Below are 11,332 nucleotides of genomic sequence, written 5' to 3'. Positions count from 1 at the left end.
CGGTCATGCTTGAGATCACATGATCATCGGGAAGGTACACCCCTTCCCGGCCGATCCACAGGTCTCAAGCATTGCTCCGCGCTCGCCGCCAGATCCGTGAATCTTCCCCGGATCATGCACCGTCCGAGGGGCACATCCACGGCTCCAGGGCCTCCGACAGCCCATACCCCAGGCCCATCACCTGCAACGACTCCACGAGCAGCAGGCCTCTGGCCCGCCCGGCAACCCCCAAACCGTGATTAAACAGACTCTTTCAGGGAGTGGTCGCGTAGCTGGCGGCGGGAGGTGATGGAGAGTTTGCGGAAGATGTTGCGCAGATGGGCGTCGACGGTGCGGGGGCTGATGAACAGTTCGGCCGAGATCTCCTTGGAGGTGCTGCCGGACGAGACGAGGCGGGCGATGGCCAGCTCTTGGGCGGTGAGCTGGTCGACGGTCGTGGTGTCGCGTTTGCGGGCGCGTTCTCCCGTCGCGTTCAACTCGCGGGCGGCTCGGTGTGCGAAGCCATCGGCGCCCATCTCGGCCAGTTCCTCGTGACTGGCGCGGAGTACTCGGCGGGCGTCGGACCTGCGGCCTTCCCTTCGTAGCCACTCCCCGTACAGGAGCCGGGCCCGGGCCAGGTCGCCCCCGGCTTCGCTACGGCCCATGGTCTCGAGTGCGGTCCGGTAGTGTTCGTCGGCTTTCTCTCCCTGGGTGATGAGCGCTGCGCACAAGTGCTCAGTGCCGATCCCCCAGTCGGTGCCCGCAGCCTGGGTGCCCGCCTGGAGCGCGATGAACGCTTGGGCCGCAACGTCAGGCGCGTCGGCACGGACGGCTGCCTCGACCAGTTCCCGCAAGGCCAGCCCCTTGAAGAACAGGTCCAGGTGGGAAGTGGCGTATTGGGCTGCGGCCAGAGCACCTTGGTAGTCGCCGATGCCGTTGCGGTACAGCGAGAGCGCGAAGTGTGCGAAGGCGACCATCTGGCCTTCGCCTCGGACGTTCGCGTCTTCGATCGCGACCCGGATCTGTTCTTCGGTCGTGCTCTGGCCGGTCCAAGCGGCGAGGGTGAGGTGTGAATAGCCGGGCGCGGTTCCTGTCGCAACCACGAGTTCCCTGCCCTGTTCCAGCAGCGACGCGGCGGTACGGAGCCGGCCCATCCGCAGGAGGGCTCCGCCCAGATTGACAAGTGCCTGCGGTAGCGCGGTCAGTGCCCCCGTCTCTCGGGCGTTGCTGATCTGCCGGTTCAGGATCCGGGTGTAGGGGCTCAGGTCCCACACCTCGACGGACAGGGTCGGGACCATCGGGATCCGGCGCGCCCACACCGCGTCGTCGCCTTCCTTCAGCGCCCTGTGGATGAGGGTGGCCCCACCGTGGTTATCGCCGGACAGCAGCAGGGTGAGGCCGTCCAGGAGGAAGTCCACCGTGCTGGGAGGGCCGTCTGCGGGGACTGCGGCCTTGGCTGCGTCAACGGCCAGGGTGAGGTCGCCGCCCACGATCACCGCGGCGAAGAGGGCGTCCAGATGAACTTCGCGCGCCATCGAGGCGTTCACCGACTCCAGTCTCCGAGCGGCGCTCAGGAGCGGCACGGGAGCATCCATGCCCCGCCGGACGGCGAAGGCGATCTGGCCGCGCAAGATCTCCAGCCGGGCGAACGCCACCTGGTCGAGAGCGGTCTCGTCGATGGTGGACAGCAAGGTCTCGGCCTCGTCGGGGGCCCCTGCGTCCAGTTTGGCCCTGGCCGCTGTGAAGGTGCGTTCCAGCCGGGGTGCCGCATCGGGGGTGAGCTGAGCGGAGCGTTCCAGGAAGGCCGCTGCGGCAGCGACGCCTCCGCGTGTCCTGGCCCGTTCCGCCGAGGCGGCCAGGCCGGCGGCAACGGCCTCGTCGGGGCCCTGGGACGCCTGGGCCTGGTGCCAGGCCCTGCGGTCGAGATCGCTGTCGGGCGTGACCTCGGCGAGCGCGGCGTGGACAGTCCGGCGTTGGGAGGGTGAGGCTGACCTGTAGACCGTGGCGCGGACCAGCGGATGCCGGAACCGGACCCGGGCGTCGATCTCGATCAGTCCGGTGTCCTCGGCGGGCGCGGCGGCGGCGACGTCCAGGCCGAGCCTGCGGACCGCTGCCCACAGCAGCACTGGGTCGCCGATAGGTTCGGCCGCAGCCGCCAGCAGCAGTAGCTGGGTGGGTTCGGGCAGGTCTGCCAGTCTCCGCTGGAACAGGTCATCGGTCGTGCCGCCGCGTACTTGTAGCCCGAACTCGCCAGCCATCTCACCTGGCCGCAGGCCCGCTGTCAGCTCCAACAGGGCGAGTGGGTTGCCGCGGGCCTCGCTGATGATCCGGTCGCGGACCCGTTCGTCCATCGGCCCGTGGATCACCGTGGCCAGAAGGGCCCTGGCCTCCTCATCGGCCAGGCCTTCCACAGAAAGGGACGGCAACGGCGCGAGGTTCGTCGAGGACGCGGGCTCGCGCAGCCCGAGCAGTAGCCCGATTGGCTCGGCTGCGATCCGGCGGGCGACGAATGCCAAGGCCTGGCCGCTCGCCACGTCGAGCCACTGCACGTCATCGACCACGCACAGGACCGGACGTTCCTCAGCGATCTCCGACAGCAGCGTCAGTGCCGCCATGGCGACCATCAGCTGGTCGGGCGCCGATCCGCTACGCCGTCCGAACGCCGCTTCCAGCGCGTCCCGCTGAGGTTCCGGAAGCCGGTCGAGCCGGTTCGCCAGGGGTCCGAGTAGTTGGTGCAGGCCGGAGAAGGGCAATCCCATCTCGAACTCCGCCCCGGTCGCGCGCATCACCCGAAGACCGGAAGCACCAGTGACCGCCCATTCAAGGAGCGCGGTCTTGCCGATCCCTGCCTCACCGCGAACCACCAGGGCATGGCCGTGCCCGTCCCGAACCCCGTCGACCAACTCGTTCAGCGTCCCGATTTCACGCCCTCGCCCCTTCAACATCGGACAAGTCTCTCATTTTTGTCCAAAATTCCATAAGGCGGAACAAGGGGATCTTTCCCATAGGCCCGCACCGGAACCCGAGGGAGCGAAGCGGTCACTGGATCGGCGGTTTTCACCGACGCGAACGTCGGGACCGGGCTGGGAGCGTGGCAATGGCATCCGCCGCAGCCGCACCGAAGGGACCGCCGTGAGCTCCGAAATGATGGGGAGCGACCTCACCAAGCCGTATCTGTCCGGTCACTACACGCCGGTCACTAACGAGATCAGCGTCCGCGATCTCGTCGTCCACGGGTCGATCCCGCCTGAGCTGGAAGGCCGCTATCTCCGTAATGGACGCAATCCCCGGCCTGGCACCACACCCGCCCACGGGTTCACCGGTGCCGGGATGATCCACGGAGTGCGTCTGTCCGGTGGCCATGCCGAGTGGTATCGCAACCGGTGGGTGGACGCCGGGACGAACGTCATCCGGCACGGCGGCCGGTACCTCGCCCTCCAGGGAGCCGAGCCGGCTTGGGAGGTCACCGCCGAGCTCGACACGGTCGGCCCCCATGCCTTCGGCGGAGAGTTCGCCGAAGCGATGACCGCCCACCCCAAGCGGGACCCGGTCTCCGGTGAGCTGTTCTTCTACGGGCGCGACCCTGTCCTGACCCTCTATGTCGCCGCGCCCGACGGGTGGATCACCCGCGCCGAGCCCGTGGAAGGTGTCGGTCCGTCCCTCATGAACGACTTCGCGATCACGGCCGACCACATCATCTGGCTGGACCTGCCGGTGGTGGCCGACTCGGCTGCGGGAGCCGGTGGTCTGTGCCAATGGAGCGACAGCCACCCCGCACAGATCGGCGTCATGCCTCGCACCGGTCCCGCCGATGTTCGCTGGTTCGAGGTAGAACCCGGCGCGCTCCTGCACGTCGCCAATGCCCACGCCGACCTGCACGGCCGAGTGATCATCGAGGGACCCCGCTATGACCGATCGGCGTGGGAGTACTCCCGGAAATGGTGGACCGGCTCACCCGGCCACGGAGTTCCTCCCCTGGCCGGATCTCTGCACCACCGCTGGATCCTCGACCCGGCCACTGGCCGCGCCACCGAGGAGCCCTTGGACACCCTGATCACTGAGTTTCCCACCATCAACGACGCCTTTCTGGGTCGGTCGAACCGCTACAGCTACGCCGTGGCCTTTCCAGGCTCCGGCCTGGATCACTTCGGAGTCGTCAAGTACGACACCGCCACCGGAACACGGCGCCTGCGCCCGTTCGGCCCCGACCAGATGCCGGGAGAGGCCATCTTCGTCCCCGCCGAGGGAGCCACCGCCGAGGACGACGGCTATCTGATCACCATCGTCAGCGACCTGAGGAGGAACTCCTCCCACCTCCTGGTGCTGGACGCCGCCGAGCTGCGGGACGTTCCCATCGCCGTCGTTGAGCTCCCCCGCCGCGTCCCTGCCGGGTTTCACGGCAACTGGATCCCCGACCGCCTCAGCAGGCCGTTCGGTGCGCGTTGAGTGTCGGAACCTGGCTCTCCCCTCGTACCGTGGAGATCTCCATGATGACCGAGATGCGGCTGTGCCCGAGGATCTCCATCGCGTCACGCGGCGCGACCCCGAACTTTTTGAGCAGCGACGCGGCCGTGTGCCGCAGGTCGTGAACGTGGACCGATCGCAGGTCGTTCTTCTCCACGATCCGGGCGAAGGACCGGGCGAGCAGCGCCGTCCTCACTAGGGGCGGATTCCGTAGCGCGGACACTGCCGAATTGTTCTTGTGGGGTACCAGTAAGACAGGGGAGCAGGGGAACCAGGGAGGCACGGGAACACGAAAAGTCTGCTGACCTGGGGCACAGCAGGTCAGCGGGGCGTGTGCCGAGATCTTCCAAACTGGTGGTCGCATTCCAGCCGCGCAGACGCCGCACTGCCGAAGATCAACACTCTGGCGGATCTCCGCCGACCGCATGGAGGGCATCGATGTACCCGCCACCGATGTCGAACCGGGTGATGTCCGTTGTCTTGTTCGTGGAGTAGGTGAGTGCCCAGTCCGCAGCCGGCCCGATCTCCTGGAGACGCAATCGCTTCTTCCGGGTGATCCCGTGAGCGCGACCGATGTGGCAGACATGTGGGTCGATCTTCTCGATGTAGACGGCCATGAGAGGAAAGGCCCCGGTCAGCGTCTCGATCAGACCCGCGGTGGAAGCAAGGTCGACCCCGGCCAGAGGCCGGACGCACTCCCCGCGCAAGGCGAGGGCACGATGGGTCATGGCTGCGCCCTTCCAGCCCGAACGCGTCGCGTACTTGATGTCGCGGAGACGTATGGCCGAGTGGCCGTCGAGATGAAGTTCGTCGGAGATGGTGTGCAGCAGTACCCACTTGCGGCCGATGCCGACCACGTAGGCATCGAGCCGATCCGCACAGTCGATCTCACGGCTGACTCTCACAGGTTCGCCGGAACGTCTTGCTCTCTTCAAGTCCCGGAGGATCGCCCCTTTAGCCATGATCCGGATCGTCCCACTTCGTGCATCTGGTGCTCATCTGGTTTTCGGGTCGTTCTGCATCCTCACGGGGTCATGGAACATCGGTACTGCAACGAGTACTGCAACAGAGGCACACACCAGCTCACGCCCACACTCGTCCAGCACCGCCCAAATCCGGATCGCGAGTCCTTGATCAGGGGTGACCTGGTCCTGACAAGGAAGAGGTCCCAGGTTCAAGTCCTGGTAGCCCCATTGCCAAATACCTGCATAAAGGCTGCTCCCAAGACCAGGAGGTGTCCACTCGTCCTCGTTGGGATCGGTCCTCTTGAGCATCACCCGGAAGGCCCGGCGGACGTTGGCCGCGTCCAGTTCGGTCCCGTGCTTGCCGGCGAAGGCGAGATCGTTCTCCTGCCACAGGTTCCGCGCAAGTCGAATGACGGGTTCGGCCGAAGCTCGCATGTGTGGAGCGGTCGGCAAGGCATCAGTCCCTGCGGTTCAGCTTCCGACGCAAGTCGTCGGCAGCTCGCATCGCACGATCGATCTCCGGGTCACCGTCATACCAGTATTCGTTACCGCCGCACGGACACCTCTCCATGTACTGACCGGCCACCGCCGGCCTCTTACCGGTGCCGTGGCAGGAACTGCAGCCGACCTTGCCCCGCTTCCGGAGGTCCTTCTGAACTTCGCCCTTCGCCGCGGCTCTGTTGACCGCAAGGTTGATCCGCTGCCAGAAAGTCGGATTTTCCACCATTTGTAGAGCACTTTGCAGAACCTGCCGGCTCGAGTGGAGCATCCGGAGGGCCTCCTCGCCTTCGGGTGTCCACGCACGTTGGCGAATCGACGCCTCGAGATCGTCAAGATGCCGCAGCTGGACTCGGCAATATGCCGCCCTCTCCGCACGAGACAGTAAGTTAAATTCATTCATGGTAATCCTCCAGCATCATGGCTTTACCGCTCTATTGCCCGCCTAAACGTCATGCGGCTTTTATCCCATTTCTTCGTCGCAGATCGACGCGAGTAGCGCGACCGCCACTGAGACCTTGTCGATGTGCTCGGGAGTCATGGTGGCGAGTGCCACGGCGCTGGATTCCCAAAGCGTCAAGGGCGCCGAAACCGTGGGCCGTGACAGCTGTGACAGCCGTGGCTACGACGCGAACAAGTAAACGGTTACGTGGTCACCGACACGCTCGGGTTGCTGGTGGCGGTGGCGGTAATGGTGCGCCCGGCTGGGGTGCAGGATCGCACTGGCGCCACCACGATGCTGCTGGGGTTGTATCCGACCGGTCGCTGCCGGGTGGTGTTCGCCGACCAGGGTTTCACTGGGCTGCTGGTGCTGGGCATCGTCGTGCACATCGTCGCCAAGCCTCCCGGTCAGCACGGGTTTTCGGGCGCATCCTCGGCGGCGGGTGGTGGAGAGGGCGCCGGCCTGCTGATGGCTCCCCGGTCTCGCCGAGGAAGATCATGTCCATCGCCTCGGCCCCTTCGAGCGGCACCGGGCGGAGCCGCTTCCGGTAGGCCTTCTCCGTCGCCACGGTCCTGATGCCTGGCTTTCTGTCCAAGAGGTGCCACGTGGTCGGAAGGTCGTCGCCATGACATTCTGATCTTTATGAATGAGCCCTCCACCGGATCTTTCGGGAAGATCCGTGAATCCGGCGGATCCGAGTCGGTGATCCAAGCACTTGGAGCCATCAATCCATCCCGTGAACCTCGCAATAACGCCTACGTGGTTCGTGGGGTCAGTAGTGTCCTGATTTTTCTGGCCGGACTCGTCGCGCTGCTCTCGGTGCCGAACGGAAACGAAGGCTTCGCTCCCGTGGCCATCGTGTTCGCGATCATCGGGATCGGGGGACGGATCGAAGCAGCGGTACGACTACGGCCCTGAAGTGCGGACGCTTCGGCGCGCGGCCACGCCGACGGCACTCGGGGCTTGAGCCGTGACGAAGAGCCGGAACGGCAGGTGCGGTCCCACTTCCGGTCGTCGTGGCACCGAGGGCAGCCCGTTTGGAAATGACGTGTCAGTCGAAGACGACGACCTGGCGGCCGATCACGTCGCCTCGGGCCAGTGCGTCGAGCCTGTTGTTGAGGTCATCGAGCCTGATCGGTGTGACGGTGTGCTTGATCCGGCCCTGACCGGCCAGGGCGAGGACCTCGGTGAGGTCGTTGTAGTTGCCCCAGAAGGACCCGGAGAAGGTTCTCTCACCGGAGACGAACGGGAACAGCGGGAGCTCGACGCGCCGGCCCATCAGGCCCACCGACACGAGGCTTCCTTCGGACGCCAGTAGCGCGGCGTTGAGTTCCAGTGACTGCGAAGCTCCGGAGCAGTCCAGGGCGCCGTCGATCTCGCCGCGGCCGGTCAGCTCCGTTAGTTCGGCTCGTACCTGGTCGGGCACCTTGCCCCGGGTGTTGATCGCGTGGTCGGCGCCGTTCTGTTCCGCCATCGCGAGTTTGTCGTCGCTGCGGCCGAAGGCGACCACGGTGGCTCCGTCGCCGAGCAGCCGGGCGTACTGCACGCCGTAGCTTCCGAGCCCGCCGATTCCGCTGACGACCACCGTGCGTCCTGGCCCGAGCCTTCCGGTGGCGCGGAGCTTCTTCATCCCCCGGTAGGGAGTCAGCCCGGCGTCCACCAGCGGCGCGAGGTACTCAGGCTTCAGGCCCGCGTTCGCGTCGATGCGGATGAGATGGCGGCTGGGGGCGATGACGTACTCGGCGAAACCTCCGGGTGGCCCGAAGCCGATCCACCCCCCGCTCCCCGTGCACAGTTGCTCGTTGCCTTCGTGGCACTGTCGGCAGGTCCCGTCACCCCAGGCGGGGTTTACGACCACCAGGTTCCCCTCTGACAGGCCGGCCGAAGCGGGAACGTCCGTGCCCAGCCGAACGACCTCGCCCGCTATCTCGTGGCCGGGAATGTAGGGGAACTCCAGGTCGAGCGGGAAGTAGCCGTCGATGAGCTGGAAGTCGCTGCGGCACATTCCCGTGGCCCGGACTTTTATGAGAACCTCGTTCGGGCCCGGTTCGGGAACCGGAACCTCGTCGATCTGCAGCGGCTGCTTGTAGCCGTGCATCCGCGCTGCGCGCATAGTGACGCCTCCCGCATCCTGTTCAGATCACATGGCCGTAAGGCATGCGTACACCCTCAAAATGGCGTTAATCGCCATAAAACAGACAAAAAGGCAGGCAATCTCGGTTTGCCTTCACATCGGCGGTGAACGTCAGGTCGCATCGCTTGTGTGGACGAGGAAAAGGCATTGCCTCGCCGTGACGCCGTGCCCTTGCCGCGTCACTAGGCTGGACTGGCCGACCGGCCGGAAGGAGCCGGGTGGTGAACCTCAACGATCCCTTCGCCCGTCTGCCCGAGGTGCCCTCCTTCACCGTCACCAGCACCACGCTGACCGACGGCGCCCCCTGGCCCGCCGAGCAGATGCACGCCGGCGTCCCGGCCGACGCCACTCCCGGCTGGCTGGGCTGGATCATCGCCGGCCACATCCTCGGCCGCGCTGTCCTGGTCGCCACCGCCGAGATCCCCGCCTGACCCGCGAGGCCGGCGGCCGGCGCGCACCCCTCGTGTGACCTGGATCACAGCCGTGCATAGGATGGTTTCTGTAACGGGGAGGCGGTTGTCCGATGGCGAAGCTGCTTTTCGTGATGACGGGAACGGCGTACTGGACGCTCAAGGACGGCACCAGGCACGCGACGGGATACTGGGCCGAGGAGTTCGCGGCCCCCTACAAGGCGCTCACCGACGCCGGCCACCAGATCGTGGTCGCCACACCCGGCGGAGTGGTGCCGCACGTGGACATGATGAGCCTGCGCCCCGAGATGGCCGGAAGCGCGCAGGCAGCGATCGACCTGGAAGAGATCATCCGCTCCGCGGAGGTGATGCGGCGACCGATCGAGCTGGCGGACGTCCGCCTGGACGACTACGACGCCGTCTACCTCCCCGGCGGCCACGGTCCCATGGAAGACCTGTGTGTCGACGCGGACGCCGGCCGGTTGCTGACCGCGGCACTGGCCTCCGGCAAGCCCCTCGCCATCGTCTGCCACGCCCCGGCCGCGATGCTGGCGACCAGGATCCACGGCGTGTCGCCCTTCGCCTGCTACCGCGTCAACGCGTTCACCAACGAGGAGGAGAACGCGGTCGGGCTCGCCCCCAAAGCCCGCTGGCTGCTGGAGGACGAGCTCATCGACCTCGGGGTCGACTTCACCAAGGGCGACATGTGGAAGCCCTACACGGTGGTCGACCGCAATCTGCTCACCGGGCAGAACCCCGCCTCGGCGGCCGACCTGGCCGGACGGTTGCTCCAAGTCCTCTGAAAGGGTGGGTTCCGTCCCCGGACGGGGAGCTACGCGGTGCGCGGCGACATCGCCTCCGACTGACCTGGTGGTGGCCGCCGTGGCCGTGGCGGCGCTGCCGGCGAGGTCCTCCGTGGCCGGCCGTGCCGCTGTCTCGGTTCGGGTGGGCGGGGACGAGCGGCTTCCCGTTGAGGTCCGAACCGGAGGGCCGGCGTTTTTCCAGGGGGGCGACGGGCACAGGGGTGATATGCACCCAAAAATGGATGATTCGGTCACAGTGACTCCCTGTGAGGACGGGCCGCTGCTGATCAGAGGGTCGTTCACCCTGCTCACTCAGGACGGGGTCGTCGTTGATCCCGGCCGGGCGACGGTGGCGCTGTGCCGCTGCGGCCGGTCCGCGTCCAAACCGTTCTGCGATGGCTCGCACAAGCGTGCCGGTTTCCGGGCCACGAGCGAGCCCGATGCGGCTTTCCGGGCCGCGAGCGAGTCCGACGCGGCGGCCTGAGAGCGCGTTCTGAGCCGGCGGGACGGGTGCGCGGCGGCCGGTATCCGGCGCCCGGCGTAGAAGATGCCGCCGCGCAGGAACCGGGTCGCCAGGGCCAGCCAGCTGCAGACGGCCCGCTCCAGCAGCCACACCGGGGCGAACAGCGTGGCGGTGAAGGGAAAGACCCGCCGCCCGCCCGCGCGGCGGCGGCCGATCTCGGCCAGGCCCACCGCCAGCCCGGCACCGGCCAGGACCGGTCCGGGGCGCCGCCGCAGCAGCGCGACGGCCAGTGCGGGCGCGATGGCGAGAAAGAACGCCATGCGGGCCGGTTGCGCGAGGTCGTCGTAGGCCTGGCGCACCCGCTGGGACCAGAAGTGGCGAGGATCGGGTGGCAGGCGGCGGACGTAGAGATCAAGAGGGCGACTCTCACGGCCCCCGTGGGCGCGAACGGTGCGTACGAGCTCAAGGTTCTCGAACAACACGTTCCCGTCGTAGCCGCCCATCGCCAGGAAGGTCGAGCGGCGCACCCCGAACGTGCCGGGATAGTCGGCGCCGAAACCGCGGTTGAGCAGGGTGCGGGCGGTGTCCCAGCGGGCGTGCCACGGCATCGGGTCGAAGTGGTTCTGCGGGCGGACCAGGTCGGCTCTGTTCAGCAGGGCGTCGATGCGGGCCAGTTCCCTCTCGCCGTAGCGGACGTCGTCGTCGGCGATGATCACGTGTTCGGCGCGGGCCCGGCGCAGCCCGGTGATCACCCCGTTGACCTTGCCGTTGGCGAAGTCGAGGTCGCCGTCGGGGCGTACGTGCAGCACCAGGCCGTCCCAGTGGGCGGCGTGCCGGGTGAACAGCGCGGCCGGGGAGCCGTCGACGACGATGACGCGGACGCCGGGGCGCAGCCGGCGCAGGTAGGCGGTCAGCTCTTCCAGACCGGCGTCGTCGCTCCAGCGCAGCGGCAGCACGTAGTCCATGTCGAGGTCCGTCATCGGCTTCCTGCCACCAGCTCCATCTCGCGCAGTGAGGAGGCGCCGCGGCGCCAGTGGCCCATGACGTGTTCGGCGAAGAGCCGGTCCAGGGCCAGGGCGCAGGCCGCGCCGTACAGGACGTCACCGGCCCGCGAGGGGTGCTGGCGGGCGAAGCCGCCGCACATGTCGTGGGCGGCGATCTGCTCGTGGACGGC

Annotated in this window: 11 protein-coding genes and 2 pseudogenes; 5 read left to right on the top strand and 8 right to left on the bottom strand. The window is 67.3% G+C overall.

What is annotated here, in order from left to right; translation table 11 throughout:
* Nucleotides 1–239: 239 nt before the first annotated feature.
* Nucleotides 240–2,924, bottom strand: a complete 2,685-nt coding sequence (locus ACSDR0_RS47285) for a helix-turn-helix transcriptional regulator (protein WP_435295544.1) — start codon at nt 2,922–2,924, stop codon at nt 240–242.
* Nucleotides 2,925–3,111: 187 nt separating this feature from the next.
* Between ACSDR0_RS47285 and ACSDR0_RS47280 the strand changes: the two genes are divergently transcribed.
* The gene (locus tag ACSDR0_RS47280; protein ID WP_435295543.1) at nt 3,112–4,425 is read left to right on the top strand and encodes a carotenoid oxygenase family protein; all 1,314 of its coding nucleotides are present in this window, start codon (nt 3,112–3,114) and stop codon (nt 4,423–4,425) included.
* Here ACSDR0_RS47280 and ACSDR0_RS47275 read toward each other — a convergent pair.
* The 4 genes from ACSDR0_RS47275 to ACSDR0_RS47260 form a co-directional block, all read right to left on the bottom strand.
* Nucleotides 4,400–4,639 carry a tyrosine-type recombinase/integrase gene (locus tag ACSDR0_RS47275; RefSeq protein ID WP_435295542.1) on the bottom strand — a complete coding sequence of 80 codons (240 nt, stop codon included), beginning with the start codon at nt 4,637–4,639 and terminating at the stop codon, nt 4,400–4,402. The genes ACSDR0_RS47280 and ACSDR0_RS47275 overlap by 26 nt on opposite strands.
* A 199-nt stretch (nt 4,640–4,838) precedes the next feature.
* Nucleotides 4,839–5,405, bottom strand: coding sequence for a hypothetical protein (locus ACSDR0_RS47270; RefSeq protein ID WP_435295541.1), 567 nt, complete (start codon nt 5,403–5,405; stop codon nt 4,839–4,841).
* A 33-nt stretch (nt 5,406–5,438) separates the two neighbouring features.
* Nucleotides 5,439–5,843: a hypothetical protein gene (locus ACSDR0_RS47265; RefSeq protein WP_435295540.1), complete on the bottom strand. Its 405-nt coding sequence runs from the start codon at nt 5,841–5,843 to the stop codon at nt 5,439–5,441.
* Between the two features lie 22 nt (nt 5,844–5,865).
* Nucleotides 5,866–6,309 carry a hypothetical protein gene (locus ACSDR0_RS47260; RefSeq protein ID WP_435295539.1) on the bottom strand — a complete coding sequence of 148 codons (444 nt, stop codon included), beginning with the start codon at nt 6,307–6,309 and terminating at the stop codon, nt 5,866–5,868.
* A 681-nt stretch (nt 6,310–6,990) separates the two neighbouring features.
* Here ACSDR0_RS47260 and ACSDR0_RS47255 point away from each other — a divergent pair.
* Complete coding sequence (locus ACSDR0_RS47255; RefSeq protein ID WP_435295538.1) at nt 6,991–7,266, top strand: hypothetical protein; 276 nt, start codon at nt 6,991–6,993, stop codon at nt 7,264–7,266.
* A 133-nt stretch (nt 7,267–7,399) separates the two neighbouring features.
* On the opposite strand, the gene ACSDR0_RS47250 is transcribed toward ACSDR0_RS47255, so the two are convergent.
* The gene (locus ACSDR0_RS47250; protein WP_435295537.1) at nt 7,400–8,461 is read right to left on the bottom strand and encodes an NAD(P)-dependent alcohol dehydrogenase; all 1,062 of its coding nucleotides are present in this window, start codon (nt 8,459–8,461) and stop codon (nt 7,400–7,402) included.
* A gap of 242 nt (nt 8,462–8,703) precedes the next feature.
* Here ACSDR0_RS47250 and ACSDR0_RS47245 point away from each other — a divergent pair, with 242 nt between their 5' ends.
* The 3 genes and pseudogenes from ACSDR0_RS47245 to ACSDR0_RS47235 form a co-directional block, all read left to right on the top strand.
* The gene (locus ACSDR0_RS47245) at nt 8,704–8,913 is read left to right on the top strand and encodes a hypothetical protein (protein ID WP_435295536.1); all 210 of its coding nucleotides are present in this window, start codon (nt 8,704–8,706) and stop codon (nt 8,911–8,913) included.
* Nucleotides 8,914–9,005: 92 nt separating this feature from the next.
* On the top strand, nt 9,006–9,695 hold the full coding sequence (locus tag ACSDR0_RS47240) for a type 1 glutamine amidotransferase domain-containing protein (protein ID WP_435295535.1): 690 nt from the start codon (nt 9,006–9,008) through the stop codon (nt 9,693–9,695).
* A 226-nt stretch (nt 9,696–9,921) separates the two neighbouring features.
* Nucleotides 9,922–10,044 (top strand): annotated as a pseudogene (locus ACSDR0_RS47235) (hypothetical protein); the annotation flags it as partial.
* Here the strand turns inward: ACSDR0_RS47235 and ACSDR0_RS47230 are convergent.
* Together ACSDR0_RS47230 and ACSDR0_RS47225 are read right to left on the bottom strand one after the other, a co-directional pair.
* Complete coding sequence (locus tag ACSDR0_RS47230; RefSeq protein ID WP_435295534.1) at nt 10,008–11,138, bottom strand: glycosyltransferase; 1,131 nt, start codon at nt 11,136–11,138, stop codon at nt 10,008–10,010. The pseudogene ACSDR0_RS47235 and the gene ACSDR0_RS47230 overlap by 37 nt on opposite strands.
* Nucleotides 11,135–11,332: pseudogene (locus tag ACSDR0_RS47225) on the bottom strand (iron-containing redox enzyme family protein); the annotation flags it as partial. The gene ACSDR0_RS47230 and the pseudogene ACSDR0_RS47225, both read right to left, overlap by 4 nt.

Source organism: Streptosporangium sp. G11, from assembly GCF_051192615.1.
In the GTDB taxonomy this organism is placed as follows: domain Bacteria; phylum Actinomycetota; class Actinomycetes; order Streptosporangiales; family Streptosporangiaceae; genus Streptosporangium.
This window is presented reverse-complemented; position numbering and strand designations above follow the sequence as displayed.

Bases quoted from the DNA above. Each gene is read 5' to 3' on its own strand.
- ACSDR0_RS47285 (WP_435295544.1), bottom strand. From the start codon at position 2,924: ATGTTGAAGGGGCGAGGGCGTGAAATCGGGACGCTGAACGAGTTGGTC.
- ACSDR0_RS47270 (WP_435295541.1), bottom strand. From the start codon at position 5,405: ATGGCTAAAGGGGCGATCCTCCGGGACTTGAAGAGAGCAAGACGTTCC.
- ACSDR0_RS47265 (WP_435295540.1), bottom strand. From the start codon at position 5,843: ATGCGAGCTTCGGCCGAACCCGTCATTCGACTTGCGCGGAACCTGTGG.
- ACSDR0_RS47260 (WP_435295539.1), bottom strand. From the start codon at position 6,309: ATGAATGAATTTAACTTACTGTCTCGTGCGGAGAGGGCGGCATATTGC.
- ACSDR0_RS47255 (WP_435295538.1), top strand. From the start codon at position 6,991: ATGAATGAGCCCTCCACCGGATCTTTCGGGAAGATCCGTGAATCCGGC.
- ACSDR0_RS47250 (WP_435295537.1), bottom strand. From the start codon at position 8,461: ATGCGCGCAGCGCGGATGCACGGCTACAAGCAGCCGCTGCAGATCGAC.
- ACSDR0_RS47240 (WP_435295535.1), top strand. From the start codon at position 9,006: ATGGCGAAGCTGCTTTTCGTGATGACGGGAACGGCGTACTGGACGCTC.
- ACSDR0_RS47230 (WP_435295534.1), bottom strand. From the start codon at position 11,138: ATGACGGACCTCGACATGGACTACGTGCTGCCGCTGCGCTGGAGCGAC.